The 26,786-nt window shown below is 42.0% G+C and carries 25 protein-coding genes; 16 read left to right on the forward strand and 9 right to left on the reverse strand.

The features are described 5' to 3' along the window. Positions 1-120 precede the first annotated feature (120 nt). The 6 genes from AB4140_RS00325 to AB4140_RS00350 all read left to right on the forward strand — a co-directional run bounded on the left by AB4140_RS00325 (position 121) and on the right by AB4140_RS00350 (position 10,270). Positions 121-474, forward strand: a complete 354-nt coding sequence (locus AB4140_RS00325; protein ID WP_102440412.1) for a hypothetical protein — start codon at positions 121-123, stop codon at positions 472-474. Positions 475-1,025: 551 nt separating this feature from the next. Beyond that, a complete protein-coding gene (locus tag AB4140_RS00330) occupies positions 1,026-2,405 on the forward strand; it encodes a DASS family sodium-coupled anion symporter (RefSeq protein WP_102440411.1) in 1,380 nt (459 codons plus the stop codon). Between the two features lie 249 nt (positions 2,406-2,654). Continuing rightward, entirely contained in the window at positions 2,655-3,416 is a 762-nt protein-coding gene (locus AB4140_RS00335; protein WP_102440410.1) for a TSUP family transporter, read from the forward strand. A 76-nt stretch (positions 3,417-3,492) separates the two neighbouring features. Beyond that, the gene (gene sbcD, locus AB4140_RS00340) at positions 3,493-4,752 is read left to right on the forward strand and encodes an exonuclease subunit SbcD (RefSeq protein WP_102440409.1); all 1,260 of its coding nucleotides are present in this window, start codon (positions 3,493-3,495) and stop codon (positions 4,750-4,752) included. Then, entirely contained in the window at positions 4,752-8,549 is a 3,798-nt protein-coding gene (locus AB4140_RS00345) for an AAA family ATPase (protein WP_371999312.1), read from the forward strand. The genes sbcD and AB4140_RS00345 overlap by 1 nt, the downstream gene beginning before the upstream one ends. 446 nt (positions 8,550-8,995) lie before the next feature. Next, a complete protein-coding gene (locus tag AB4140_RS00350) occupies positions 8,996-10,270 on the forward strand; it encodes a peptidoglycan DD-metalloendopeptidase family protein (protein WP_102440407.1) in 1,275 nt (424 codons plus the stop codon). 60 nt (positions 10,271-10,330) lie between these two features. Here the strand turns inward: AB4140_RS00350 and AB4140_RS00355 are convergent, their stop codons facing one another. From AB4140_RS00355 to AB4140_RS00370, 4 genes are all read right to left on the reverse strand, one after another. Next, positions 10,331-10,765, reverse strand: a complete 435-nt coding sequence (locus tag AB4140_RS00355) for an HNH endonuclease (protein ID WP_102440406.1) — start codon at positions 10,763-10,765, stop codon at positions 10,331-10,333. A gap of 41 nt (positions 10,766-10,806) precedes the next feature. Then, positions 10,807-11,490: a M48 family metallopeptidase gene (locus AB4140_RS00360; RefSeq protein WP_102440405.1), complete on the reverse strand. Its 684-nt coding sequence runs from the start codon at positions 11,488-11,490 to the stop codon at positions 10,807-10,809. Between the two features lie 101 nt (positions 11,491-11,591). After that, on the reverse strand, positions 11,592-12,029 hold the full coding sequence (locus AB4140_RS00365; protein WP_102440404.1) for a DUF3010 family protein: 438 nt from the start codon (positions 12,027-12,029) through the stop codon (positions 11,592-11,594). Positions 12,030-12,108: 79 nt separating this feature from the next. Then, positions 12,109-13,476, reverse strand: a complete 1,368-nt coding sequence (locus tag AB4140_RS00370; RefSeq protein ID WP_371999315.1) for a DEAD/DEAH box helicase — start codon at positions 13,474-13,476, stop codon at positions 12,109-12,111. Positions 13,477-13,594: 118 nt separating this feature from the next. Between AB4140_RS00370 and rssA the strand changes: the two genes are divergently transcribed. From rssA to AB4140_RS00400, 6 genes are all read left to right on the forward strand, one after another. After that, on the forward strand, positions 13,595-14,569 hold the full coding sequence (gene rssA, locus AB4140_RS00375; RefSeq protein WP_102476082.1) for a patatin-like phospholipase RssA: 975 nt from the start codon (positions 13,595-13,597) through the stop codon (positions 14,567-14,569). Positions 14,570-14,975: 406 nt separating this feature from the next. Beyond that, on the forward strand, positions 14,976-17,096 hold the full coding sequence (nrdD, locus tag AB4140_RS00380; protein WP_102440401.1) for an anaerobic ribonucleoside-triphosphate reductase: 2,121 nt from the start codon (positions 14,976-14,978) through the stop codon (positions 17,094-17,096). 146 nt (positions 17,097-17,242) lie between these two features. Further along, positions 17,243-17,716: an anaerobic ribonucleoside-triphosphate reductase-activating protein gene (nrdG, locus tag AB4140_RS00385; protein WP_102440400.1), complete on the forward strand. Its 474-nt coding sequence runs from the start codon at positions 17,243-17,245 to the stop codon at positions 17,714-17,716. Between the two features lie 139 nt (positions 17,717-17,855). Then, entirely contained in the window at positions 17,856-18,212 is a 357-nt protein-coding gene (locus tag AB4140_RS00390; protein ID WP_076540062.1) for a YibL family ribosome-associated protein, read from the forward strand. Positions 18,213-18,298: 86 nt separating this feature from the next. Beyond that, entirely contained in the window at positions 18,299-18,913 is a 615-nt protein-coding gene (gene ribA, locus AB4140_RS00395; RefSeq protein ID WP_371999318.1) for a GTP cyclohydrolase II, read from the forward strand. Between the two features lie 28 nt (positions 18,914-18,941). Beyond that, positions 18,942-19,808 carry a hypothetical protein gene (locus AB4140_RS00400; protein WP_102476085.1) on the forward strand — a complete coding sequence of 289 codons (867 nt, stop codon included), beginning with the start codon at positions 18,942-18,944 and terminating at the stop codon, positions 19,806-19,808. Between the two features lie 119 nt (positions 19,809-19,927). On the opposite strand, the gene AB4140_RS00405 is transcribed toward AB4140_RS00400, so the two are convergent. From AB4140_RS00405 to suhB, 5 genes are all read right to left on the reverse strand, one after another. Then, positions 19,928-20,278: a VF530 family DNA-binding protein gene (locus AB4140_RS00405; RefSeq protein ID WP_102440398.1), complete on the reverse strand. Its 351-nt coding sequence runs from the start codon at positions 20,276-20,278 to the stop codon at positions 19,928-19,930. A gap of 114 nt (positions 20,279-20,392) precedes the next feature. After that, entirely contained in the window at positions 20,393-21,058 is a 666-nt protein-coding gene (locus tag AB4140_RS00410; protein ID WP_102440397.1) for an AAA family ATPase, read from the reverse strand. A 42-nt stretch (positions 21,059-21,100) separates the two neighbouring features. Further along, complete coding sequence (locus tag AB4140_RS00415; protein WP_102440396.1) at positions 21,101-21,403, reverse strand: PilZ domain-containing protein; 303 nt, start codon at positions 21,401-21,403, stop codon at positions 21,101-21,103. Positions 21,404-21,550: 147 nt separating this feature from the next. Beyond that, entirely contained in the window at positions 21,551-21,958 is a 408-nt protein-coding gene (locus AB4140_RS00420; protein WP_076540074.1) for a phosphate-starvation-inducible protein PsiE, read from the reverse strand. Positions 21,959-22,152: 194 nt separating this feature from the next. After that, positions 22,153-22,956, reverse strand: a complete 804-nt coding sequence (gene suhB, locus AB4140_RS00425; RefSeq protein ID WP_076542340.1) for an inositol-1-monophosphatase — start codon at positions 22,954-22,956, stop codon at positions 22,153-22,155. A gap of 149 nt (positions 22,957-23,105) precedes the next feature. Between suhB and trmJ the strand changes: the two genes are divergently transcribed. The 4 genes from trmJ to AB4140_RS00445 all read left to right on the forward strand — a co-directional run bounded on the left by trmJ (position 23,106) and on the right by AB4140_RS00445 (position 26,758). Then, positions 23,106-23,843, forward strand: a complete 738-nt coding sequence (trmJ, locus tag AB4140_RS00430; RefSeq protein ID WP_102440394.1) for a tRNA (cytosine(32)/uridine(32)-2'-O)-methyltransferase TrmJ — start codon at positions 23,106-23,108, stop codon at positions 23,841-23,843. 24 nt (positions 23,844-23,867) lie between these two features. Then, positions 23,868-24,689, forward strand: a complete 822-nt coding sequence (cysE, locus tag AB4140_RS00435) for a serine O-acetyltransferase (RefSeq protein ID WP_102476087.1) — start codon at positions 23,868-23,870, stop codon at positions 24,687-24,689. Positions 24,690-25,002: 313 nt separating this feature from the next. Then, positions 25,003-25,464 (forward strand): Fe-S cluster assembly transcriptional regulator IscR, encoded by a 462-nt coding sequence (gene iscR, locus AB4140_RS00440; RefSeq protein ID WP_076542338.1) that lies wholly within the window; start codon positions 25,003-25,005, stop codon positions 25,462-25,464. Positions 25,465-25,543: 79 nt separating this feature from the next. Then, on the forward strand, positions 25,544-26,758 hold the full coding sequence (locus AB4140_RS00445; protein ID WP_102440392.1) for an IscS subfamily cysteine desulfurase: 1,215 nt from the start codon (positions 25,544-25,546) through the stop codon (positions 26,756-26,758). The last annotated feature ends 28 nt before the right edge of the window (positions 26,759-26,786 follow it).

Consider the following 26,786-nt stretch of genomic DNA (forward strand, 5'->3'; position numbering starts at 1 on the left):
ATACTACACTTGAGTCATGCAAATTAGCTTGTGGTAGGGTCATATCCTTCATATGGGATTTATTCAATTGCTGTAAGTTGATTAAAATAGCTATAACTTACGATATTGAGGTAACACCTGATGAGCTCTTTTAAAAAAACACTACTCGTTTCAACTTTGAGCATCGCCGCGCTGACAGGTATGGCGCATGCAAGTGATCTATCATGCACTGTTGCTGGTGGTGATGATATCACCATGGCTAATATTGATATTTTACGTTCAAATGAACCTGTGGTTAACATTGATGGCTATAAATCGCCGATCTTAAGTAATATTTATCGCATCGATGCAGTTGATGGCCAGGACATCAGCGAAACACCCACTTACCTTTTATACAATCATTACCCGCTAGCTGATCATAAGTTATATGCCAAGGTTCAAGTGCACGGTGAAGAGGCCGTTACTGGTTACTGCATTGTGACGGGTGAAATCTAAGCTCGCGTTATTGCATCGTATAATCGCATAACGACTAATACTCAGTAAGGCGGATGTGCCTTACTGAGTTTTTATTTTACTTTTTTAACGCCCCTATTGAGCATTCCTGCTGCTAAAGGATCTTTTTTGCTAAGCTAGTTTTACTATTAATAGCCCGTCACCCATCACCCATCACCCATCACCCATCACTATTTTATCATTTCTCTAAGCGGCATTTAAAACCACTTATGGTTATTACAGATCACGAAACGCTAATTAACTTTGTCTTATTACAAGTTTATCCTGGGCCAGTTAGATCTATGTCACATTATTTAAACGCTAATAAACATTCAGTTTGAGAGTACTAAATGGCGAATTCCGTCAATTTGAAACTTAATAACCACAATACATCTAGTGTTACTATTGTTGCGCATCACAACAGTGGCTGGTAATGGGATTCATCTCACGCCGCGCAGGCTTGACTATGTAATCAAGCAACCAAAAACAATGCTTTATCTTACCTATTACTCTGTTTACATTGTTGTCATTAAAAAATAAGGGAGAACGCTTTAATGGAAAACTGCCCAACAAAGTCGACGACAACCAAAAACAATAAAACTGACTTCATCATCTTGTTTGGCAACATTGCCTTGTTTGCCTTGCTATATCATTTATTACCCTTTGAACAAGGGGTCAATACCGGTCTATCGCTACTTATTTTTGCAGCTATTCTATGGTTAACCGAAGCGATTCATATCAGTATTACCGCCATTTTAATTCCGATATTAGCGGTGTTTTTGGGGGTGTTTGATACTTCCACCGCCATGAGTAATTTTGCTAACCCGATTATCTTCTTATTCTTTGGTGGTTTTGTGTTGGCGGCGGCGCTAAATCATCAGGGCATTGACCGCTTAATTGCGCAAAAGGTGTTGCTGCTGTCTCAAGGTAAGTTGAGTATTGCTTGTATGTTACTGTTTTTAGTGACCGCAGTGCTGTCGATGTGGATCAGTAATACGGCAACAGCCGCAATGATGCTGCCACTAGCCTTGGGTATTTTGCATCAACTGGATTTTAAACAGTACCGTAAAACCTATTTGTTCGTGCTACTGGGAATCGCGTATTCTGCCAACATTGGTGGAATTGGTACCCTAGTTGGCAGTCCGCCTAATGCCATTGCTGCGGCACAAGTGGGCTTAAGCTTTAGTGATTGGCTCGAGTTTGGTTTAATCACTGTGGCTATTATGTTACCAAGCATGTTAATCGCGCTTTATCTATTTTTAAAACCTGATTTATCGACTGTGTGTGAGATAAAAACAGAAAATGTAAAAATGACCGTTAGTGCAAAATTAACCCTGATTATATTTTTAGCTACAGTTTGTGGTTGGATATTCAGTAAACCATTAGCCCAAGCACTTGGTGGGATCAGTAAGTTTGATACCATTGTTGCTTTAGGTGCGGTAGTTGTGCTTGCCAGCCTTAAATTAGTGGACTGGAAAAAAATCGAATCGACCACGGACTGGGGAGTACTTATCCTGTTCGGCGGTGGCCTCACGTTAAGTGCAGTGTTAAAAGCCACAGGCACCAGTGTGTTTCTAGCCCACTTTGTGACAGATATTTTTGGCGATGCCCACATGGCGCTATTTATGATTGCAGTGATTACCTTTGTGGTGTTATTAACTGAGTTTGCCAGTAACACGGCTAGTGCAGCATTGCTGGTGCCAGTTTTTGCTGCAATTGCTGAGCCCTTAGGTTTATCGCCAGTGATGATTTCAGTAGTGATTGGTATTGCAGCTTCTTGCGCCTTTATGTTGCCTGTCGCCACCCCGCCTAATGCCATTGTCTTTGGCTCAGGTTATATCAAGCAATCTGAAATGATGCGTGCAGGTATGATTATTAACTTCATAAGTATGTTGGTGCTGTTTTTAATCACCAACTTGTTCTGGGGCTTTTAATTGCACTGTTAATCACAGTTAAAAAGCGCAATCACTTTACTCACTAATAAAAAGGTAACTTAGGTTACCTTTTTGCGTTTTTTAGCCGATATCTGTCAACAATTATTAAATGTTCACAGGCTCAGTGTTATTAAAAATAGCGACGTAAACGTTTGGATAAACTAAGGCACAATCTAATGCAGATAGCTTTTGAATTTTGCCATTAAAGCAGGTCTAATAGCGTATTATTTTGATTTATAGACCTATCTAATGTTCGAGTTAACCCTACAAATTGCTGTTATATTATTTTTCGTCGCCATATTGGCGGGTTTTATTGATGCCATTGCCGGTGGTGGCGGTTTACTCACTATTCCTGCATTGATGTGGGCGGGTTTACCGCCAGCTGCGGCTTTAGGTACTAATAAGCTGCAAGCTTGTGGCGGCAGCTTTTTTGCTAGTTTGTACTTTATTCGCAAAGGCATGGTTGACTTAAAACAAGCACGCTTATCCATTGTGTGCGCGTTTATTGGCGCTGCAGTGGGCACCATTATTGTACAAATGATTGATGTCACCGTATTAGAACTGGTATTACCATTTCTTATCCTCGCCATTGGCTGTTATTTTTTGTTTTCTAAAAAAATCTCAGAAGAAGATAAACAACAAGTGCTGACACCTGCCATGTTTGCTTTTACTGCCGCTCTTGGGGTGGGGTTTTATGATGGATTTTTTGGACCCGGAACCGGCAGTTTCTTTGCTTTAGCCTTTGTGTCACTGGCAGGTTACGGACTGGCTAAAGCCACCGCCCATGCCAAAGTGCTTAACTTTGCTACTAATGTGTCATCGTTAATCTTTTTTATGATTGGCGGCCAAGTGGCGGTTTTATTAGGGCTTATTATGTTAGTCGGGCAAGCTATCGGCGCAACTTTTGGCTCACGCTTAGTGATGACCAAAGGGGTAAAAATTATTAAACCGCTGGTGATCACCATGGCATTTTTAATGAGCTTTAAATTATTGTGGGCGCAGTACGGGTAAGTGACTTATATCTCCAGACTAATTAAGCGTTTTATGACAGATTTCAATAACAACACATCGAACAGAAAAGGTTTTCATGCGCATTATTCACACATCTGATTGGCACCTTGGTCAAAACTTTTACGGTAAAAGTCGCGCTGTTGAGCACAAGGCATTTTTGCAGTGGTTGTTAGCACAAATTAGCCAGCATCAGGTTGATGCACTGATTGTCGCTGGCGATATTTTTGATACTGGCACGCCGCCAAGTTATGCCCGCAGTTTGTACAATCAATTTATTGTCGATATTCAAGCAACAAATTGTAAGCTTATCGTTCTTGGTGGTAATCACGACTCTGTTGCTACCTTAGGTGAGTCAAAGCAGTTGCTGGCGTGCTTAAATGCCACGGTTATCCCAGGTGCGCTTGATAACGCAGCTGAGCATGTGTTGTTAGTGGCTGATAGTCATGATCACCCCTGCGCGATTGTATGTGCGCTACCGTATTTACGCCCTAGAGATATAGTATTAAGTGAGTCGGGTGAGTCCAGTGAAGATAAACAGCGCAAGTTAGCTAATGAAATCGCCGATTTATATCAGCGCTGTTTTGCTCATGCCCAAGCAATTAATAACCAGCAAACTACGCCATTACCCATTATTGCCACAGGGCATTTAACCACAGTGGGTGCCAGCACCAGTGAGTCGGTGCGAGACATTTACATTGGTAGCCTTGATGCATTTAATGCCAACTTGTTTCCTGCAGCGGATTACATTGCACTAGGCCACATTCATCGACCGCAAAAAATCGCCAAAACAGAGCATATTCGCTATAGCGGCTCGCCAATCAGTTTAAGTTTTGATGAACTTAACAGTCAAAAAAGTGTGTATTTGGTTGAGTTTGATAAGGCTAAATTAGCCGAGGTCAGTGCCCTTGAAGTGCCCAAGTTTCAAGCCATGGCAAGTGTAAAAGGCAGCTTGGCCGAAATCGCATCCCAGCTTGAAACCTTAGTTGAGCAAGGCAGCGATCAAGTCACTTGGCTGAGTATCGAAGTGGCCGAGCAAGACTTTTTAACCGACTTACAAAGCCGAATAGCCGAATTGACCGACGCCTTACCTGTAGAAGTACTGCAACTTAAGCGTGCTCGTAGCCAGCGCCAACAGCAAATTCAGCAAATGGATAATGAAACCTTAACTGAATTAAGCGTCACAGAAGTGTTTGAGCGCCGTTTAGCCCAAGAAGACTTTTCAGAACCCGAGCAGCAACAGCGACTTGAACGGGTAAAACAACAGTTTGATATTATCCTTGATGAAATGAATGAGCAGCTTAATGGCACAGCGCAACATGTTGAGGAGGCAAAATAATGAAAATCCTTAGCCTGCGTTTTAAAAATATTAACTCATTAAAAAATGAGTGGAAAATTGATTTTACCCAGTCGCCATTTAAAGAAAACGGCCTGTTTGCCATTATTGGCCCTACAGGCTCGGGTAAAACAACCATTTTAGATGCTATCTGCTTAGCGCTGTATCATCAGACCCCGCGCTTAGGGGTAATTTCAAAAAACACCAATGAGCTCATGACTCGTGGCACCAGCGATTGTCTGGCCGAGGTTGAGTTTGAAGTGAAAGGTAAGGCGTATCGCGCCTTTTGGAGCCAACGACGCTCCCGTGGTCAAGTTGATGGCAATTTACAAGATGCCCAAGTTGAGTTAGCGCAACTTGAAGATGGTAAAATTCTTGCCAGCCAAATTAAGCATAAAACCGAATTAACCGAAGCCATTACCGGATTAGATTTCGCGCGATTTACTAAATCGATGATGTTATCCCAAGGTCAGTTTGCCGCCTTTTTAAATGCCAAAGCTAATGAACGGGCTGAGTTACTTGAAGAGCTTACCGGCACAGAAATATACGGGCTTATCTCGGAGCAAGTACATCAAAAATTTAGCCAATCAAAGCAGAAGCTTGCCTTGCTTGAAGCTAAATCAAACAGCGTTGAATTACTAGATGATGACAGTATTAGCCTTAAACAAATAGAGCAAACTCAGTTAATTGAGCAAGCCGATTTATGCCAGCAACAACTGCAGCAACTGCAGCTGCAAGTCACGTGGGCTAAGCAGCTTGAGCAAGCAACTGAGCGACATCTTGCCAGTGAGCAGCAATTACAACTAGCGCAGACTGAACTTAAAGCCCAGCAAGCCAGTTTAGCTAAGTTAGCTGCCAGTGAGCCAGCTGAAAGCTTAATTCCGTTATTTGAAGGCATGAGCAAACTTGAAAACAGCCATGCACAGTTGCAAAAGCAGTTACAGCAGCGCAATACTGAGCTTGAACAGGCCAGCGCACAATTAAGTCAAATCGCCACTGAGCAACAGTTGCAGTCTCAGCACTTTAGTTTAGCTAAGCAGCAACATACGGATTTAGTGACGCTAATTGATACTCAGGTGCAGCCACTTGATAATCAAATTGAGCAAGTGAGCTTTAAACATGCTCAGCAGTTACAGTCTCAGCAGCAACAAACCCAGCTGCTAGAGCAATTACAGCAAAAGCAGCAGGCCATCGGCGGACAAATACAAACCGTTACGGCATTACAAGCCCAGCAGCAGCAAGTCATCAACCAATATCCCCAGGGCAAGTTGATCCAAACTCGCCTTGGTGTGTGGCAGCAGCAATATGCTAACTACGCCGAGCAAGTGACTCAGCAAACTAAGTTGACGCAACAAATTGCCCGTTTTCAGCAACAGCAAATTCAGCTCCAACAGCAGCAAAGCACACTGACAGCGCAAGTAACCAGTGAGCAACAGTTACTTGGACAATATCAACTCAGCCGCCAACAAGCCCAGCTGCAATTACAGACCTTGTTAGCCGGTGATGAAGAAGCACTCATTGAGCAGCAATATAATGACATAGTGACTCAGCAGCCAAAGCGCAGTCAGCTTGAACACTTGTCGACCCGTTACAGTGAATTGCAATTAGATCTTAATCAACATCGCCAGCAAAACGCGCAAACCCAACACGATATTGAGTTAAAGCAAGCTGAGTTAACCCAAATACGAGCCTTGTGGACAGATAAAAATCAGCAATTAAAAGACTTAACAAGCTTGCTAAAACAAGAGCAATATATTGCTGATTTAACCCAGCATCGGGCTAAGTTAGTAGAAGGTGAGCCATGCGCCTTATGTGGCTCGTTGGATCACCCTTTAGTGAGTGAATATCAAGCGGTTGATTTGTCGCAAACAGAGCTGCGCCATCAACAAACTAGCGCGCAATTAGATAAGATTAAAACCCAAGGCGAGCAAGCTAAATTGGCATTGCAAACCTTGCAGTTACAATATGAGTCAGCCTCACAAGCGGTGGCTAAGCTAACGGCGCAGAGTCAGCAATTACAACAGGACTGGCAGCAAACTTGTCAGCAACTTGGAATTGCATTTGCTATTGATGATAGCCAGCTGAGTGATTATGTAGCGCAAATGGCGCAGTTGCAGCAAAACTTATCCCAGCGATTAGCCGATATCAGGCAGGCTAAAACTCACCTGCAACAACAAAACGATCAGTACCAGCAAGCGAATAACGCCGCTGAGCAACAACAGCACCAATTAAGCTTATTAGCCCAAGAGCATACAAGCTGCAACAATGGCTTACAGGACGCTGAGCTGCAGCTTATTGAGGTGAATAAAACCCTTAATAACCTAGTGACTGAATTAAGCGATTCAATTGCGCAAACCGCAGAGTCTATGCCAGATATGGCTGGGTTTAAAGCGTGGTTAAGCGCCCTTGAACAACAAATAATGCAGTGGCAGCAAGCAAGCGATCAGCAACTTGAAGCACAGCAGCAATTACAATTATTGCAGCAGCAACAGCAAACCCAGGCGAGTCAACTAGAAGAGGCGTTGCAGCAATCACAGTCGCAGCAAGCGCAATTAACTGAAGTTGCAGCTGAGTTAGCCAAGTTGACGAGCCAAAGGCAGCAGCTATTTGCCGATAAGCAAACATTAACTGAAAAGCAGGCTAGCCAAGCCATGCTTGAGCAAGCAGAAAGCCAGTTAACAGCGCTACAAAGCCAATTGAATCAATATCAGCAGCAGCAAGATAATGTTAAGGCGCATATTGAAGCCGTTAATAAACAAATTGCAGTGGCATTGACTGAGTTAACCGCGGCAACCGAGCAGTGGCAGCAGCAATTAAGCCAAAGCCCATTTGCTAGCCAAGCGGAATTTGAGCAAGCCATTATTCCTCAGGCTGAGCGTGAGCAGTTAATTAACTTGCAGCAGCAACTTAATGAGCAGCAGTTAAAAGCGCGCACCTTGGTAGAACAAGCCAAGCAGCAATTAACAGCGTTAATGACCCAAGCAGAGCAATTTGGTTATGAGCAGCTAACGACTGAAAAGCAGCAACAAGGCTCAGACAAAGTCTTACTTCAAGGGGCTGATCTAGATTCAGAGCTAAAGTCAGAGCAAGAATCTGCACAAGGCTATTTAGCACAGGTCAGTTTGCAGCATCAACAAGTCGAGACCCAGTTAGGTGAGATAAAACAAACCTTATGGCAAGTGAACCATTTACTGGATGACGATAAACAAAAGCGCCTAAGTCAGCAGCAAATGCTGTTAGAGCTTAACCAAGCCAAACAAGCTTATGATGATATCGCCTATTTACACTCACTCATCGGTTCGCAAAAAGGCGATAAATTCAGAAAGTTTGCCCAAGGGCTGACATTAGATCATCTGGTTACTTTGGCTAATCGGCAGCTGGATAGGCTTCAAGGACGCTATTTGCTTGAGCGCAAACAATCGGTAGATCTAGAGCTGCAAGTATTGGATACCTGGCAAGGCGATGCAATTCGAGATACTCGCACCTTATCAGGTGGTGAAAGCTTTTTAGTCAGTTTGGCATTAGCGTTAGCGTTATCGGATTTAGTCAGTCATAAAACCAGTATCGACTCGTTATTTTTGGATGAGGGCTTTGGCACCTTAGACAGTCAAACCTTAGATACCGCCCTTGATGCGCTAGATAACCTTAATGCTTCAGGCAAAATGATTGGTGTGATCAGCCACATTGAAGCGATGAAAGAGCGCATTGGGGTGCAAATTAAAGTGCATAAAATGAATGGACTTGGAGTCAGTAAGTTGCAGAGTGAATATAAAGTTAATAGCGATGTCGAATTGGCTTAAGTTTGTCTCTAAAGCTTATCGCTCAGACTCGCGGCTAGGCTAACAACTAAACCGTCACTTGAGGTTAATGCAGCCGCATTAGCCTCATTATTTGCTTTGGGGTAGGGTTATTTTTAGGTCAATAAATTCTAATGATAAATCAACCATGCTGAGTAAAAAGCTGCCATTGTTGCAGCGCTTTTAGGTTAATTAAGCGAGTAATAGATGTAAATTAAAAACATCATGACTGATAACAGTCTTTTCCCATCTCAGTTACTTTCAATTGCCTAGTTCAAAGTTATGCAGGCGTGGTGAGTTTTTATATTTGTATTTGCAGTCTTTTTTGATATAACTCCCCCTTGGTATATAGTACTTAAGCACTCATTAAACTAGTGCTTAAGTATACATTCTTTTATACGTATATTAATACGTGCAGTAGGGCGGACACGAGATTGCTTTCAGCTCAAATGGATAAGCTACAAACGCTGGTTGGTAAAGCGCAAAACTTACCCACATTACATCGAAAATTATTGCTAGCAAGCGTGTTTATTGTCGCGGCGGCATTACTGTGGCCAACCCCGCAAGAATTTGCCTCGCAGCGGATCCCTGTTGCCCTTGATATCGAAGCCTTGATCCCACAGGTAGCCAATCATACTCCGGTTGAGATTAGTGAGCCGGTTGCGCCGACATTTGAACGTATTATTGAGCAAGGTGACACCTTAAGTCAGTTATTTGAAATAGCTGGTATTGGTCAACAGACCATGTACAAAGTGCTTGAAGCTGATTTAAATGTACTGGCATTAGATACATTATCGCCGGGTAATCGTATTCGATTTTGGCAAGACGAACAGCAAAAACTAACCAAACTAGAGTTGTATTTTAATCCAGCTTACCAAGTGGTATTTAGCCGTTTTGACGATGGCAGTTACGAGGTTAATGAGGTCAATATAGAAGGCATTTGGCAAAACCGCATTATTAGTGGGGATATCAATGGCTCATTTTATTTATCGGCCCAGCGCTCAGGTTTAACTGCAGCGCAAATACAAACCATAGAAACGCTACTTTCAAGCAAGCTAAATTTCTCCCGTGATTTGCGTGCAGGTGATCAATTTTCAGTATTAATGAATGATCAATTTATTGAAGGCGTATCCACCGGAGCCAGTAAATTAGAAGCGGTGCGTATTGAAACCAGAGGTAGAAATATTAGCGCCTTTCAAAATGTGGATGGTAATTTTTATGATGACAAAGGCCAAGGTCTAGCCAGTGCCTTTCAGCGAATACCGCTGGAAAGGCAGTATCGCTTATCTTCACATTTCAATCCGACCCGTAAGCACCCTGTTACTGGTAGAACCTCGCCACATAACGGTACTGACTTTGCCACTCCTACTGGCACCAGAGTGGTAGCGCCGGGGGATGGTGTGGTGTCAATGGTCACTAATCATCGCTTTGCAGGCAAGTATATTGTGATTGAACACGACAATAATGTTAGAACCCGCTATTTGCATATGTCGAAGTTCTTGGTCAGAAAAGGCCAGCGGGTTAAACGCGGGCAGGTGATTGGCTTATCAGGCAGCACAGGTCGGGTGACGGGACCACATTTACATTATGAGTTTCATGTTAATGGTCGCCCAGTTAACCCAATGAAGGTGAGTATCATTGAAGCCTCGGTATTGCCTAAAAAGCAAATGAACGCCTTTAAGCAACTGGTGAAAACCAAACAAATGATGATGGATTTAGGTTAACCCATTTAATCTTTTTATCGTTAAATTAAAACCACTTTTAATTCGTTTGAAAGTGGTTTTTTATTTGCGCCATTTGGTTTCTGAGTGATTTGATTTACCAAGGTTACATTGATCGCATAGCACTTGTAGGTTATCGATATCGAGCGCAAGTTCAGGATATTTGGAGCGAGGTTTGATGTGGTCAACGTGCATGACTGCGCCATGTTGTGGGCTAGTGCCGCAGCACTGACAAACTGAGCCGTACTTTTCAAAAGCGTTTAGACGCAGGCTTAACCATTTTTGAGATGAATAAAAAGATACCGATTTGGGTTCTTCAAATGGGATTAACTCCCAATCATTAAATTCGCATGGCGCCAGATCGGGTCCCATCAAACCCACCGAAAACCCTTTAAGTTGATTATCCTTAAGCCAATTACGAATGGCTTTCATGGCTGCTTTTTCGGTTTTGTATTTTCGAGTGCGACGATTGTCGCCCCTAAAGCTTGCTACATACATTAATACCCTCCTAAGAAAATAGGTTTATGAATATCTTAAGCTTAATAAGGGGCTTTTCCTAGCTCAATACAGGTCAGTAATAAGCGTAAGTCGAATTCCAGCTGGTGGTAATCGCTGGTCATATATTCGCACAGTTGATAAAAAGCTTTGTTGTGATCTTTTTCTTTAAGGTGGGCTAATTCGTGCACCACCACCATTCTCAGTAATGGCTCAGGCACATGGCGTAGTCGTGATGAAATTCGAATTTCATTCTTAGCTTTGACCTTACTGCCTTGTACGCGATTGGCGTAGGTATGTAGGCCTAAGGCTTGATGACTGAGGGTGATTTTGTCGTCAAAAACCACTTTAGAAAGCGGCGCAGACTGTTTTAAGAATTGCTGTTTAAACACCATGGTGTAGTCATAAAGCGCTTTATCAGTGCGTATATCGTGCACACTTGGGTAACGCTTTAATAGCACGGCAGCTAAGCTGTCATTGGCAATATAGCCTTTTACCTGTTCGATGGTTTGGGCTGAATAACCGGCAATGTATTTAAGCTGGGCTGTTTGCTGTTTTTTGGCCTTTACCTCATCACTGGTTACCAGGCTTGCTAGGGCTTGCTTAGCCGCCAGTTTAGTCGCTGTAGCTTGATTAACCGCTTTTACCGTCATTTGCGGCGGCGCACTTGGTCTGACTTTTTTTGATGTAACAGGAGTGGAAAATGAGGCGGATTTTCTTGAATTCATAGGGATATTTATTGCTTACTTTAAGCTTATCAGTAAGCTGCTTTTACCCACAAACAGGCCATAAAGCAGCTTACTCACAAGAAAATCTAATTCAAACTGAGTTAGATTTTGCCATACATGTGGCGGTTTTGCTGAGCGTATGCGGCTTCAAAAGCAGGTAATTGCACACGTTTAAGCTCAAGGGTATCAAGATCGGCTTGTGGCGGATTACGCTTTAGCTCTTCTTTGATAGTCACTGGGCTAATAATCGCTACTGGTAATTCAGTAATTTGAATTGCTGCTTCAAGTTTAAAGCTAGTAGCAGAGCCGGAGAACTTGCCTTTTTGTTCACGTTCAATAATCACGATTTCATCAACTTTGTAATCTTCCATTAATTTATGGAAAGCAAAATGAAATTCACGAATTGATTCTGTTTCAACAGATTTTGAAATGCTGAACGAGATTTGACGACATTCCGGTACGTTGAATGACTCTTTCTCATAATTTAATAAGCTGATGATGGCTTCGCCACCTTTTAATTCTACACCACAAATCTTCATGTTATACCTTACTTAGAGCGAGTTTATTTGGCATGTTGTTGAGCTGTGCTCAAATATGTTCATGCTGTCAAAATTACGGTTATTCTTCGTCACTGACAATTGAATCATCTGTTTCGATAATTTTTTCTGGTTTTGCTTTACGGCGCATTGGTGCGTCACCAATATCAATACCGGTGGCAAAGCGCTTGTCGCGTTTAGGTGCCACTTTTGGCTTCTTGCTAGCGACACGCTTGGCATTACCTGTATTGGCATCAGCTGATTTTGCATTGGCGCTTGATGCCTTAGGCTTGTCTCTTAAGCCTTTAAATTTAGCTTCAAGGCCTGCGATAGTTGAGAAGTCAAAGTTCTTACGTAAGAACACCTGTACTTTCTTAAAGCTATCCCAGTCTTTCGGGCCTACTAATGAAATAGCATCGCCTTTAGCGCCTGCGCGGCCAGTACGGCCAATACGGTGAACATATTCTTCGGCAAACTTTGGCATGTCAAAGTTAATTACTAATGACACATTTAATAAGTCTAACCCGCGAGAAGCAACATCTGTGGTGACTAAAATCTTTTGTTGGCCACGGCTGAATTTGTCCATAATTTGATTACGTGCTGACTGACTTAAGTCACCACTGAGCGCAGCGGTTTCTAGCCCTTCAGCAGACAATAGTTTGGCGAGTCTGTCAGTGTCTGAGCGAGTTGCAGTAAAAATGATCACTTGCTTGTGTTGCTCATGTTTTAAAATATGCTGCAGCAGGGCTTGTTTGTGATCAAGGTGGTCAACTAAAAAGATGCGCTGAACGATATCTTTATGCTCTGCATGCGATGCGCCAATAGCCACATGGCTAGGGGTCTTTAATAATGTTGCGGCGATATCATTGATGTCATCGTGATCTAATGTCGCTGAAAACATCAAGGTTTGTCTGCGCTTATGATCTGCAGCGTCATTAATGGCTTTAAGTTGTGGCGCAAAACCAAGATCTAACATGCGATCGGCTTCATCAAGTACCAGTAACTCTAAGCCATTTAGGTATAAGTGGCGCTGTTGAAGATGATCGGCAATACGCCCAGGTGTTGCCACAATAAAGTGTGGGTCACGAGATAGCGATTTTGCTTGATCGTTAAAGTTCTCGCCACCTAAAATACTAATGGCTTTATATTGGGTATTGGCAACCAGTAAACGTAATTGACCATAGACTTGCTGAGCAAGTTCACGGGTTGGCAATAAAATCAGAACGCGAGGGTCTTTTTTAGAGAGGGCCCTAGTCGATATTACCCGCTGCAAAGCAGGTAATAAAAACGCCAGGGTTTTACCTGAACCGGTTTTAGATGATGCCATTAAATCTTTACCCGCTAGGGCAATTGGCAGGGCTTGCTGCTGAATTTCTGTTGGCTCAGAAATGCCCATATGCTTTAGACTGTCTAGTAAGCGTTTATCTAAAGAAAAATCGGTAAATAACAAAGGTAAATCCCCTAAAAAATGATAGCCAGATATTATAACGTGTAAGCGACTTGATAGCCAACAGCTTAAGCGTAAGATAAGCTACTTAGGTGTGCAAAAATGGTTAAGGGTTTGGTAAATGTCTAAGGCTTCAAAAGAAAATAAATCATCACTTCGTGTTGGGATCGCCCTCGGTAGTGGCGCGGCTAAGGGCTGGGCTCATATTGGGGTGATAAAAGAGCTGGCCGCCATGGGGATCCACCCTGAAAAGATTGCTGGCTGCTCTGTTGGGGCTCTGGTGGGCGCAGCTTATGCTAATGATCATTTAGAAGAGTTACATGAGTGGGTGAGTGGGTTTTCTAGTTGGGATGTTTTAGGCTTAATGGATTTAAGCTGGCGCAAAGGTGGCTTAATCAGTGGTGAAAAAGTATTTGATGTTTTAGCTGGTCGAATAGGCGATCTAAAAATAGAGCAATTGCAAAAGCCGTTTGCGGCAGTGGCGACCGATTTATATTCTGGCCAAGAAATTTGGTTCAAAGAAGGCGATTTACGTCATGCGGTAAGAGCCTCGTGTTCAATGCCGGGCTTTTTACCCCCAGTACAATTGCATGATCGCTGGTTAGTGGATGGCGCAGTAGTAAACCCTGTGCCAGTGTCAATGTGCCGCACCATGGACGTTGATGTAGTGATTGCAGTGGACTTAAATGGTCACCGCCGTAATAGTATGCATATGTTGCCTCAACAAATGACCAGCTGTGCGCCCACTGAAATTGAAAAGCAATTAGTGGCCAAAGAGCCAGAGTCGGCGTTTATGGATCTGCTAGGTAAAGGTAAAGAGTATATAAATAGTTTTTCAGAAAAGTTTTCCACAAGCACGAAATCTCACCCTGGGATGATTGCGGTGATGTCGCAATCAATGGATATTTTAGAGCAGCGCCATAAACGCGCCAGATTAATGGGCGATCCACCGGATGTGTGTTTAGTGCCACAGCTTGCTGATATCGGTACCATGGAGTTTCATCGTGCTGATGAAGCGATAGAAGCAGGCCGTCAATCTGTGCGCCAATCTGCGCATTTAATTTATGCAGCCCTTGGTATTAGCCCAAATGATTAACGCCAATTAAAGCGCTTTGCTTTAATCATACTGATTTTTAACGGTTGAAATGACCTGTTTAAGCATCAATATACCAGTATAAATCTGTGATAACTATTTGTATAAATCTGCGATAACTATTCGTATAAGCCTGCAATTACCAGTTTAAATCTGTAATAAATAGCAATCTATTTATAGGCGTTTCAGCACTCAGTAGCTGCTTTTTATAACCTGGTCAAGTTCAACTTTTCTAAATAGTGTTGAGCTTGGCAGTAATTTTTTTCATTTTGTTCCCCTTCATCAAAACATGATCTAGATCATGGATTTTTAGTGCCTATTATTGCCTAATGCACCATATATTGTGTTTGTTGATAATTATGTGTGGATATATAGTGTTTATATCCTGTGCATAAAAGGAGTAAAAGTAATGCCTGTAGTAATTAAAAGGGACGGTTGTCGTACTCTATTTGATGAGTCGCGGATCAAGGATGCCATTGTTGCAGCAATGGAAACTGCTACAGGTAGTGCTGATGAAGACTATGCTTCAACAGTCGCTTGTGTGATTAGAGATCAAGTTGCTAACGATGAAGAAGTTGAGATCCATCATTTACAAGCTTTAGTTGAAAACTTATTAATGGAAGGTCCTCATAAAGAGGTTGCGCGTCATTATATTGAGTATCGTCACGACCGTGATATTTGCCGTGAAGCCAAAAGTAAATTGAACTGTGAAATTCGTGGTTTGGTTGAACAAAGCGACGCGTCGATTTTAAATGAAAATGCCAATAAAGACGCTAAAGTTATTCCAACTCAACGGGATTTACTTGCTGGCATCGTGGCCAAACATTATGCCAAGTCGCATCTATTGCCAAAAGATATTGTTGCTGCACATGAGTCAGGTCAACTGCATTATCACGACTTAGACTATGCACCATTCTTCCCAATGTTTAACTGCATGCTAATTGATTTAGCTGGCATGTTAACCCATGGTTTTAAAATGGGTAACGCTGAAATTGACACCCCTAAATCAATTTCAACTGCGACTGCTGTAACTGCGCAAATTATTGCCCAAGTGGCTAGCCATATCTATGGCGGCACCACCATTAACCGCATTGATGAAGTATTAGCTGAGTTCGTTCAAAAGAGCTATCAAAAGCAGTTGGTTATCGGTAAAGAGTGGGGCGTAGCAGATGTTGAAGCCTTTGCCATGGCGCAAACTGAAAAAGAATGTTACGACGCATTCCAGTCTTTAGAATATGAAGTAAATACCCTTCATACCGCCAATGGCCAAACGCCATTTGTGACCTTTGGTTTTGGCTTAGGCTCGTGCTGGGAAGCGCGTTTAATTCAAAAGTCGATTCTTAAAGTACGTATGGCAGGTCTAGGTAAAAACCGTAAAACAGCGGTATTCCCAAAACTGGTTTTTGCTATTCGTGATGGCCTAAATCATAAAGCTGCTGATGCTAACTACGATGTGAAGAAGTTAGCATTAGAGTGTGCCACCATGCGCATGTATCCAGATATTCTTAATTATGAACAAGTTGAACGCGTTACTGGTTCATTTAAAACGCCAATGGGTTGTCGTTCATTCTTAGGAACTTATGAAGAAAATGGTGAGTTAATTCATGAAGGGCGTAACAACTTAGGTGTTGTCAGCTTAAACTTACCTAGAATCGCCATTGAAGCCAAGGGCGACGAAACCGCTTTCTTTGCCTTATTAGAACAGAGAATGACACTCGCTCGTAAAGCACTCGATACCCGTATTGCCCGCTTAGTGGGTGTAAAAGCGCGTGTTGCACCAATCCTATATATGGAAGGTGCTTGTGGTGTTCGTTTAAATGCAGATGATGATGTGTCTGAAATCTTTAAAAATGGCCGCGCGTCAATCTCATTAGGCTACATTGGCTTACATGAAACCATTAATGCACTTTATGGTACTGATGAGCACGTGTTTGATAGCGAGCTGTTACGCACTAAAGCCATTGAAATTATCTCAGTGATGAAGCGCGCGACTGAAGCGTGGAAACAAGAAACAGGTTATGGCTTTAGCCTATACAGCACCCCAAGTGAAAACTTATGTAGTCGTTTTTGCCAGCTAGATGCCAAAGAGTTTGGTGTGGTTGCAGGGGTTACTGATAAAGGTTACTACACTAACAGTTTCCATTTAGACGTCGAAAAGAAAGTCAATCCATACGATAAAATTGAGTTTGAATTACCGTACCCAGAAATCACCAATGGTGGCTTTATTTGTTACGGTGAGTTCCCGAACATGCAGCACAATATTGAAGCATTAGAAAACGTCTGGGATTACAGTTACACCAGAGTGCCTTATTACGGTACCAATACCCCAATCGATGAATGTTATGACTGTGGTTACGTTGGTGAGTTTAACTGTACCAGTAAAGGTTTTGTGTGCCCTAAATGTGGCAACCATGAGCCAAGCCGTGTGTCGGTAACCCGTCGTGTATGTGGTTATCTAGGCAGCCCTGATGCAAGACCATTTAACTATGGTAAGCAAGAAGAAGTTAAACGCCGCGTTAAGCATTTATAAATAGCAAATTCATGAAGTTAGCAAAGCTAATTCCGTGATTAACCCAACAAGGCGCTTTAAGCGCCTTGTTTTGGTTTGGCCTTAGTGATGCAAATAGGTTTACAGCGTGAGTGTTTACGCGACAATGAGCAGTAAGAGAAGTGATTATGAATTACCATCAGTATTTTCCTATCGATGTGATCAACGGCCCAGGTACCCGCGCGACCTTGTTTGTTTCAGGTTGTGAGCATCAATGCCGTGGTTGTTATAATCAGTCTACTTGGGATCCTCGTTCAGGCCATGAATTTAGCCAAATGATGGAAGATCAAATTATTGCTGATTTAAATGATACTCGTATCAAGCGCCGTGGTTTATCACTTTCTGGTGGCGACCCATTATTCCCAGCTAATCTCGACAGCATTTTGTCTTTGGTTAAACGGGTAAAACAACAATGCCCAGATAAAGACATTTGGCTATGGAGTGGCTACAAGCTCGATCAAATGTCCCTCAAACAACTGCAAGTATTAGACTATGTAGATGTGTTAGTGGATGGCAAGTTCGAGCAAGATTTAGCGGATCCCAGTTTGAAGTGGCGTGGTAGCAGTAATCAAATTATTCATGATTTAGTTCAAATAGATTAACCATAAGCTGCTGTGGATAATGTGTTTCGTCTAACGAACTGTTATACTTCGCCTCCGTAAACGTGTTGGATTGATACAAGTGCTGTGTTTGAGCATGTTATTGTGTCAGTGGCACAATGTTGAAATTTAAGGTAACACAATGAATTTAAAAGAAGAACTGCAAGCATTAAACGATAAAGCAGAAAAGTTTCGCCGTAAACTTGCTGCTGCACAAGCCCGTGAAGATAAAGCGGTTATCATGCAGTTTAAAAAAGAGATCGCGACAGTAACAAAACGTATTGCAAGTTTGAAAAATCAGCAATCACGTCAATTAAACAAAGCCGGTAAAGATGTAAAAGAACTAAAATTTAGTCGTGTGCTGACCAAAGCGGAACAAGCAGACATGGGTAAATTAAAAAAATCAGTTAAAGGATTAGTTGTTGTACATCCAATGACTGCGCTTGGCCGCGAAATGAATATTAAAGCAGTAACTGGTTTTGCCCCAGCAAAATTCTAATCCAGTTTATCCCTATTAGTTATGACGTAAGTCAGTTGCATGGATGATGAGACTCATAAATTGAGCGTTGTCTGAAAGGTTGGTCAATGTCGATTAAATATATCGCCACTTCTAAGTTACCTACGCCTTGGGGCGTATTTGCAATGCATGGTTTTGAAGATACCGAAACCGGTAAAGAACATGTTGCGCTAACGTTTGGTGAGCTAAATGCTAATGAGCCAATGTTAGGTCGTATTCACTCTGAATGTTTAACCGGTGATGCCTTGTTTAGTTTGCGTTGTGATTGTGGTTTTCAGCTGCAAACTGCAATGCAAAATATTGCTGAATTAGGCCAAGGTTTTATTCTTTATTTAAGACAAGAAGGCCGTGGCATTGGTTTACTGAATAAAATCCGAGCCTACGAACTGCAAGATCAAGGTGCCAATACTGTTGAAGCTAACGAACGTTTAGGTTTTGAAGCTGATATGCGTAAGTACGATATGATTGAACCTATGTTAGCTCAAATTGGTGTTAGCAAAGTGAAGTTAATGACCAATAATCCACGTAAAGTGAAGGCCATGCAGGCAGTTGGCATTGAAGTGAACGAAAGAGTTCCATTGCAAGTGGGCAAAAACCGTTACAATGAAGCATATTTAAAAACCAAATCAACCGAGTTAGGTCATATGATGACAGAACACCATTTTATTGATGACAATAAATAACAGTTGACGAAATAGCGTAGATTAAATCATGTTACTGAGTTGGTTTACTGGTTTTAAAGCAAATCAATTTCCATTATATAAAAGCGCTGTAATAGCTATTGCAGCGCTTTTTGTTGTTCAACCTTGTCAGGCTCAATTTGATGCTGACAACCCCGATCTTTCCCATTACGCTTTTGCAAATTATATTGGCAGCGGGATTTATCGCGCTTCTGGCCAGAGCGCTGCAGTGGCCAATATTCCTTTCGCATTTGATATTGAACAGGCCGATGATCACCTGCTGACCCTAAGGTTGCCAGTTTCATTGGGCTTTTTTAATTACTCTTTTAGTGACTTGCCAGAAGGTGAACTACCCGATGGTGTCGGCACTATGACCATAACCCCAGGGATTGAGTACAAATGGTTTTATGACGAGCAGCTCACCCTAGAAACCTATTTAGATTTGGGCTACGGGCATAACTTTTCAAATTCCAGTAATGTGGGGATTTTCTCTACTGGTTTTTCAGCGTTATATGAATTGGCACAACCCAAATATAATCCGGTGTGGGTTAACCGAATTTATTATGCTGGCTATAAAAGCAGTATCAATGACAGCTCTGATGGCTATTCTGTATTGCAATCTGGCATTGATTTTGGCTTAAATCAACGCTGGGATTGGGGTGAGTATACCGTTGAGCCACGCTTGTTTGTAGCGGGGCGCTGGTATTTCGATAAACTTAAGTTTGTTACCCCAGTGCAAGAAAATGTGCTTACGCAATATTCCTATGAAGTGGGAGTGACATTAGCCTTGTCTAAGCCGTTAGGTTGGGGATGGTTCAGTACAGACCGATTTGGTATGAGTTATCAAACTGATGGGGAGTTACAGGTGTGGCGATTAATTTTTGAATTCCCTATGTAGTTTCATCGGTTACAAAAAAGCCTGATGGTTTAATTAAACCAATCAGGCTTTTTTGTACTATTTACCGAATAAACAGGTAGTTAGAGGTTTGTTTCAGACCGCTTGTTTATCAATGGTGTTTATTTGCCCCAAATATCAGCGTTAACACCTGCAGTGCATTTATTATTTTGCGCTTTGGACACAGGTTTGCCACCCGAGCCTTGATGAGCCTTTGTCGTTGATTTTGCTGCATCATAAACTTTAGGAGCAGGCAAAGGCAGCTTGTTGGTTTTTAGCCATAAGTATTCAACTTTATCACGGGCCCATTCGGTTTTTCTTAAAAACTTGAGGCTGGATTTAACACTTGGATTATCTTGAAAACAGCGAATATTAATGCGGCTGCCTAATTCTTCCCAGCCATACTTTTCCACTAATTCAGTGACAATAGTTTCTAATTTAATTCCATGAAGAGGATTGTTTGCTTGAGTCATGTACGCAGCTTAATTTACCAATTTGCCGACATTATAACATTGGCTTGCTGATGACGTTAGTGCTGAAATGTTTCAGTGCTAAGTTAACCACACTGAAACTTCAGCATATCAGACCTAAAACTCGAAGCTATTATCTGGTGGAATGGCAAAAAGCTCTTCGGCTATGGCGCGAATTTCTACTGCTGCTTTACCTTCAGGGTCAATCTCAAGCACTGACGAGCCACTTTCTTCGCTGTCATCATAAATATTACGATTGAAGGTAATGGCATTTAGCGCTTTTAAGCCAAATGATTGCACTACTTCCTTGGCCTCTAAAATACGCTTAAATTGCGATGGCAGAGCAGGGCATTGACTGACGACTATTGCAGCCACCATTTTTGGGTTGACCATTTTACAGGTGCTTAGCATGTCCTCCATGTGTGGAAGCGTTTTTAAATCACGTCTTTTGGGCCTAAGCGGAATGAGTACGTAAGTGGCGACTGACATCGCTGCGCGCATGGCAAGGTTATCTTGACCACCGCAATCGACAATAACGTATTCAAAGCGCTCATTAAGACTAAGTAAATCATTACGGATTTTGCCGTATAATTGAATGCAATTAATGGGTTTTAAACTGGGGTGTTCATTTCTGGCTTGGATCCAATCTGAGGTGGTTTTTTGCGGGTCACAATCAACCATCAATACACTGGCATTGAAGGTTTCGGTTACATATACAGCGAGGTTTTGCGCTAAACAACTTTTGCCACTACCACCTTTTTCGCCGCCGACTAATATAATCATAGTATCACCTTAATGTTAAAGATATTGCACTGCTTTAAGCGTTTAAAGCAACTGCATGGCAATATGATAACTCTGTGGATTTGACTCAAGGCAACGACATACTTGGCCTTTGATGGTATTTTGTTTGTCAGTGTTATGGTTGAAGGTGACTGCGATTAAGTCGCCTAAGGCAAACGGCGCTTTATAGTCGATTAAAATTCCTTTACGGGCTAAATCGATACAAATGCCAGCATCTTCCTGGGGCTGGCCATTAGCGTCAATCCAATGCAATAAAACTCGCTCGGCTTCCATATCGACTCTTAAAGAAGCTCTTTTTTCTTCAAACCCTATAGGCTCATTTGACATAACCTTATCGCTCCCTGTTTGCTTAATCCATCATAAGTATTAGTCATTATTAGTGATAGTAATCAACATCGTTAAAAAAAGCGATAAGTAAGTCACTTATCGCTTTATTTGTTGATATAAATTAACAAAGGTGTCTACTCTGTGAGCTTAGTCGAAATCTTTGCTTTTAGGGTAGGGCAGTTTCAGTTGTCCCCAGCGAATGACAATGACCGTGGCTGCTAGCACAATCGTTGAAACAGAAATCGCCAGTATGCGCCAGTCATCCATATCTTTCATATCAAGAATTAAGTAACGGGCCAGTGCCACAATAGCAATATATAGTGGCATGCGGATAGGTAGCTTACCTGACTCGAGGTAATTGACCACCATGGCTAAGACTTCAAGATAAATGAAGAGTAGTAGCAAATCGGCAAGTTCTACGGTTCTAATATCGAACATATGCATCACCTCTTCGCCAATGGCAAAGACGGTCGCAAGAGAAATAATGAAAAGAACGATATGTTCGACGCCTTTAAGGCTTTTAACACCTATTTGGCGGAGTATAGGGAGTGGCATGATTATTACATCTCTTATTATAAATTTGATTGATAATTCAGTATATTCTGCTAAATGGAATAATACTGAGTGATCTAGTTCAAATAATATAAATTTATCCCAATATCATCACTATTTAGCAGTGCCATTGAAGGCTAAAGAACTGCAGATACAAAAAAGCCGCCATAAAAGGCGGCTTTTGGCGTTAATTGAAATTAGCGTTTTAAGCCTTCATTTAATAAAGGACGCATAATTTTAACTAACTCGGAAGTCACTTTAGGAGAACCTGCAACAATATTACCTGAAGTCATATAGTTATGGTTTCCGGTAAAGTCAGCTACAGTACCGCCAGCTTCACGACAGATTAAGTCGCCTGCTGCGATGTCCCAAGGCTTAAGACCGATTTCAAAGAAACCGTCAAAACGACCCGCGGCAACATAGGCTAAATCAAGTGCGGCTGAACCGGTGCGACGAATGTCTGCACATACAGGGAATACTTCACCTAAGATGTTTAGGTAAGATTCAGTGTGTTGGCGAGCTTTGAACGGGAAACCAGTACCAATAATGGTGCCATCAAGTGTTTTAACATTAGTTACACGTAGACGGAAGTCATTAACTTTAGCGCCTTTACCACGAACGGCAGAGAACAGTTCTTCGCGTACAGGATCGTAAACAACGGCAACTTCAATTTTGCCTTTGTATTGAACAGCGATAGAAACTGCGAAATGAGGGATACCACGAACGAAGTTGTTGGTACCATCCAAAGGATCAACTATCCACACATAATCTTTATTGGTGCCACGGTTTTCACCGTTTTCTTCGCCAACAATCGTATGATCTGGGTAAGATTTACGAATTTGGTATGTAATGGTAGATTCAGCTTCCTTGTCTACACTCGTAACAAAGTCATTTAGACCTTTTGAATCAATCTCAACATTGTCGAGTTCAGTGTAGGCGCGCATAATAGTTTGGCCCGCAGCGCGTGCAGCGCGCGTGGCAATAGTCAGCATCGGATGCATAGCAATCCCCTGGATGTTAAAGAACGAATAAATCAGCGGCATATTATACGCTTTTTGACAGTTATATCAAATGCAGATTTTCATATAACGAATTAATTGCTGCTTGTGTTACTATTCCAAAATAGTTTTTTAAAGAATAAAGTAGTTTCATGCTGAGTAATATACGCGTTGTTTTAGTGGGTACATCACACCCTGGTAATATTGGTTCTACAGCAAGAGCCATGAAAACCATGGGGTTATCAAATTTATATTTGGCTGAACCAAGAGTTGAGCCTGATGGGCAATCTATTGCACTTGCTGCTGGCGCAGCAGATTTAATCCGAGATATCACTATTGTTGATTCTTTAACAGATGCAATCAAAGACTGTAGCTTAGTCATTGCAACCAGTGCCAGAAGTCGTACTTTAGATTGGCCAATGCTAGTGCCAAAAGAAGCAGGTGAAAAACTTGCTCTTGAAGGGATAAAAGGGCCTGTAGCGATTGTCTTTGGTCGTGAGAACCACGGGTTAAGCAATGAGGAATTACAAGAGTGTCATTATCATGTAGCCATACCTGCAAATCCAGAATATAGCTCATTGAACTTGGCGCAAGCGGTACAAATCATTTGTTATGAAACCCGTATGGCCCACCTTGCGTTAGATGAAAAAGCAACGGTTGAAGAAGAATACCCGTTAGCAGAAGACTTACAGCGTTTTTATGTACACCTTGAGTCAACACTAACAAAAACTAACTTCATTATTAAGAATCATCCAGGGCAGATTATGACCAAACTTAAACGTTTATTCGCCCGTGCAAGGGTTGAAACTGCGGAGATGAATATTCTGCGCGGTATATTGACTTCAATCGATAAAAAAGTCGCGAAATCAGACGAGAACAAAGATTCATAACGTTAACGTATTAAGGATTGTTATATGGGCGTGATTGCGCGACTAAAAGAAGATATTGAATCTATATATCACCGCGATCCCGCGGCGAACAGTAGTTTCGAAATATTAATGAACTACCCTGGTATGCAGGCAATTTGGATCCATCGCATCAGTAACAAGCTTTGGAATGCAAATTGGCGTCTGCTATCTCGATGTTTGTCTACTTTTTCGCGTTGGTTAACAGGGGTCGAAATTCATCCTGGTGCGACTATTGGCCGTCGATTCTTTATCGATCATGGTATGGGCGTTGTGATTGGTGAAACAGCCGAAATTGGTGATGATTGTACGCTTTATCATGGCGTTACCTTAGGTGGCACAACATGGCAAGCGGGAAAACGTCACCCAACACTGCAAAATAATGTGGTGGTTGGTGCTGGGGCACAAATTCTGGGGCCTATTACGATGCATGATGGCGCTAGAGTTGGCTCAAATTCAGTAGTGGTTAAAGATGTTGCTAAAGACACTACTGTAGTGGGTATACCTGGCCGCGTGGTATCAAGTCCTTCAGCGCAATCGAAAGAACAAACTGAGCGTAGAAGCGCCATGGCGAAAAAATACGGCTTTGATGCCTATGCAGTGTCGCCAGACAACCCAGATCCTGTTGCCAGTGCCATTGGGCAAATGCTTGATCATATGCATTTAATGGACTCTAAAGTACAAGAGATTTGCCAAGCGGTGCAAACCATGGGCGGTGAAGTCTGTACTGAAAAGCTACCAGAGTTGAATGTTGACGACTTTACTGAAGCTGAACAAGAAGCGGCTGAAAAACGTACTCAAGAAATTGATAAGTTTGACCCGATTATATAATCAGTAGACTTGAAAATGACACAATCGACACCCACTTATCTGGGTGTCGATTTTTTATTTCTGTACTGCAAATTTTAACAACTGAAGCATTTTTGTAAAAGTAGGACGAATTTATCACAAATTAGGGCTTTTAATGGCTCGCTGGCATTGAATCTTGCACTATAAAAAGGTTAAATAGCCCTGCAAATTTTAAGACCTAAATTGTTAGATGTGAACGAGAGATAATACTTGAGTAAATTACTTGGTTAAATACTTGACTAAAATACTCGGGTATGGTGAAATTGCTCTATGGTTTATGGGAGCAAATAACGTTATGAAACTGACATCAAAAGGTCGCTACGCAGTGACAGCTATGCTGGACGTTGCAATTCACTCAGCTACCGGGCCAGTTCCCTTAGCGGATATTTCTGAGAGACAGGGGATATCGCTTTCCTATCTTGAGCAACTTTTCGCCAAGCTTCGTAAACATGGTCTTGTATCAAGCGTGCGTGGTCCTGGTGGCGGTTATCGCCTAGGCCAAGAAGCCAATGATATCTCTGTAGGCATGGTTGTCCATGCTGTTGACGAGTCTGTCGATGCGACTCGTTGTCAGGGAAAAGGGAACTGCCAAAGTGGCACCCGCTGTCTAACCCATTCGCTATGGGGTGACTTAAGTAAACAAATTTCAGATTTCTTAGATGGCATTACACTTGCTGGATTGATGCACAAACGAGATGTTCAATTTATCTCACTAAAGCAAGATGAAATGCAGAATGAACATAGAGTTAGTTTATAATTTCCTGTTCATATATTGATAACTATTTATATGTACGTTGTTAGTAGCCTCCTTTGGGCTACTCAGTACGGAGTGTATGATGAAGCTTCCTATCTATTTAGACTATGCCGCAACAACCCCTGTCGACAAACGCGTTGCCGACAAGATGGTGCAATTTATGACAATGGACGGTGTGTTTGGTAACCCAGCATCTCGTTCTCATCGTTATGGTTGGCAAGCCGAAGAAGCAGTTGATATTGCTCGTAACCAAGTAGCAGATTTAATCAACGCTGATCACCGTGAAATTGTATTTACATCTGGTGCGACTGAATCAAGTAACCTTGCCATTAAAGGTATTGCGCATTTCTATCACAAGAAAGGCAAGCACATCATCACTAGCAAGACAGAACATAAAGCAACGTTAGATGTATGTCGTCAGCTTGAACGTGAAGGCTTTGAGGTCACTTACCTTGAACCAAGTGCAAACGGTTTAATTGCATTGTCAGTGATTGAAGCTGCCATGCGTGAAGACACTATTTTAGTGAGCATCATGCATGTAAACAATGAAATTGGTGTGATTCAAGACATCGAAGCCATTGGCGAATTATGTCGCTCAAAAGGTATTTTCTTCCATATGGATGCAGCACAAAGTGCTGGTAAATTACCGATTGATGTACAAGCAATTAAAGTTGATTTGATTTCAATTTCTGGCCATAAAATGTATGGGCCTAAAGGCGTAGGTGCATTATATGTGCGCCGTAAGCCTCGTATCCGTTTAGAGTCACAAATGCATGGTGGCGGACATGAACGTGGTATGCGTAGTGGTACATTAGCGACACATCAACTTGTTGGTTTAGGCGAAGCAGCCGCGATTGCTAAGCAAGATATGATTGAAGACAGTGCCCGTATCCTTCGTCTACGTGACAAGTTATGGAATGGCATTAAACATATTGAAGAAACTTATATTAATGGTGACATGCAGCAACGTTATTGCGGCATTTTCAACGTCAGCTTCAACTTTGTTGAAGGCGAGTCATTAATGATGGCGCTTAAAGATTTAGCGGTTTCATCAGGGTCTGCATGTACTTCAGCAAGCCTAGAACCAAGTTACGTATTACGTGCACTAGGCTTAAATGATGAAATGGCACATAGCTCAATTCGCTTCTCAATCGGTCGTTTTACCACTGATGAAGAAATCGAGCATGCAATTAAAGTAATTGATGAATCTATCGGTAAATTACGTGAAATGTCTCCATTATGGGAGATGTTCAAAGATGGTATCGACCTTGATCAAGTTCAATGGGCACATCACTAATACATTATTATCGATAGCGATAAACGGA

The organism is Shewanella sp. 10N.286.51.B2 (assembly GCF_041469265.1).
Taxonomy (GTDB): domain Bacteria; phylum Pseudomonadota; class Gammaproteobacteria; order Enterobacterales; family Shewanellaceae; genus Shewanella.

Bases quoted from the DNA above. Each gene is read 5' to 3' on its own strand.
- AB4140_RS00365 (WP_102440404.1), bottom strand. From the start codon at position 12,029: ATGAAGATTTGTGGTGTAGAATTAAAAGGTGGCGAAGCCATCATCAGC.
- AB4140_RS00335 (WP_102440410.1), top strand. From the start codon at position 2,655: ATGTTCGAGTTAACCCTACAAATTGCTGTTATATTATTTTTCGTCGCC.
- AB4140_RS00355 (WP_102440406.1), bottom strand. From the start codon at position 10,765: ATGTATGTAGCAAGCTTTAGGGGCGACAATCGTCGCACTCGAAAATAC.
- AB4140_RS00330 (WP_102440411.1), top strand. From the start codon at position 1,026: ATGGAAAACTGCCCAACAAAGTCGACGACAACCAAAAACAATAAAACT.
- AB4140_RS00345 (WP_371999312.1), top strand. From the start codon at position 4,752: ATGAAAATCCTTAGCCTGCGTTTTAAAAATATTAACTCATTAAAAAAT.
- AB4140_RS00390 (WP_076540062.1), top strand. From the start codon at position 17,856: ATGAATTTAAAAGAAGAACTGCAAGCATTAAACGATAAAGCAGAAAAG.
- AB4140_RS00445 (WP_102440392.1), top strand. From the start codon at position 25,544: ATGAAGCTTCCTATCTATTTAGACTATGCCGCAACAACCCCTGTCGAC.
- suhB (WP_076542340.1), bottom strand. From the start codon at position 22,956: ATGCATCCGATGCTGACTATTGCCACGCGCGCTGCACGCGCTGCGGGC.
- sbcD (WP_102440409.1), top strand. From the start codon at position 3,493: ATGCGCATTATTCACACATCTGATTGGCACCTTGGTCAAAACTTTTAC.
- AB4140_RS00350 (WP_102440407.1), top strand. From the start codon at position 8,996: ATGGATAAGCTACAAACGCTGGTTGGTAAAGCGCAAAACTTACCCACA.
- AB4140_RS00325 (WP_102440412.1), top strand. From the start codon at position 121: ATGAGCTCTTTTAAAAAAACACTACTCGTTTCAACTTTGAGCATCGCC.
- ribA (WP_371999318.1), top strand. From the start codon at position 18,299: ATGTCGATTAAATATATCGCCACTTCTAAGTTACCTACGCCTTGGGGC.
- cysE (WP_102476087.1), top strand. From the start codon at position 23,868: ATGGGCGTGATTGCGCGACTAAAAGAAGATATTGAATCTATATATCAC.
- AB4140_RS00415 (WP_102440396.1), bottom strand. From the start codon at position 21,403: ATGTCAAATGAGCCTATAGGGTTTGAAGAAAAAAGAGCTTCTTTAAGA.
- rssA (WP_102476082.1), top strand. From the start codon at position 13,595: ATGTCTAAGGCTTCAAAAGAAAATAAATCATCACTTCGTGTTGGGATC.
- nrdG (WP_102440400.1), top strand. From the start codon at position 17,243: ATGAATTACCATCAGTATTTTCCTATCGATGTGATCAACGGCCCAGGT.
- AB4140_RS00400 (WP_102476085.1), top strand. From the start codon at position 18,942: ATGTTACTGAGTTGGTTTACTGGTTTTAAAGCAAATCAATTTCCATTA.
- AB4140_RS00420 (WP_076540074.1), bottom strand. From the start codon at position 21,958: ATGCCACTCCCTATACTCCGCCAAATAGGTGTTAAAAGCCTTAAAGGC.
- iscR (WP_076542338.1), top strand. From the start codon at position 25,003: ATGAAACTGACATCAAAAGGTCGCTACGCAGTGACAGCTATGCTGGAC.
- trmJ (WP_102440394.1), top strand. From the start codon at position 23,106: ATGCTGAGTAATATACGCGTTGTTTTAGTGGGTACATCACACCCTGGT.
- AB4140_RS00410 (WP_102440397.1), bottom strand. From the start codon at position 21,058: ATGATTATATTAGTCGGCGGCGAAAAAGGTGGTAGTGGCAAAAGTTGT.
- AB4140_RS00360 (WP_102440405.1), bottom strand. From the start codon at position 11,490: ATGAATTCAAGAAAATCCGCCTCATTTTCCACTCCTGTTACATCAAAA.
- AB4140_RS00405 (WP_102440398.1), bottom strand. From the start codon at position 20,278: ATGACTCAAGCAAACAATCCTCTTCATGGAATTAAATTAGAAACTATT.
- nrdD (WP_102440401.1), top strand. From the start codon at position 14,976: ATGCCTGTAGTAATTAAAAGGGACGGTTGTCGTACTCTATTTGATGAG.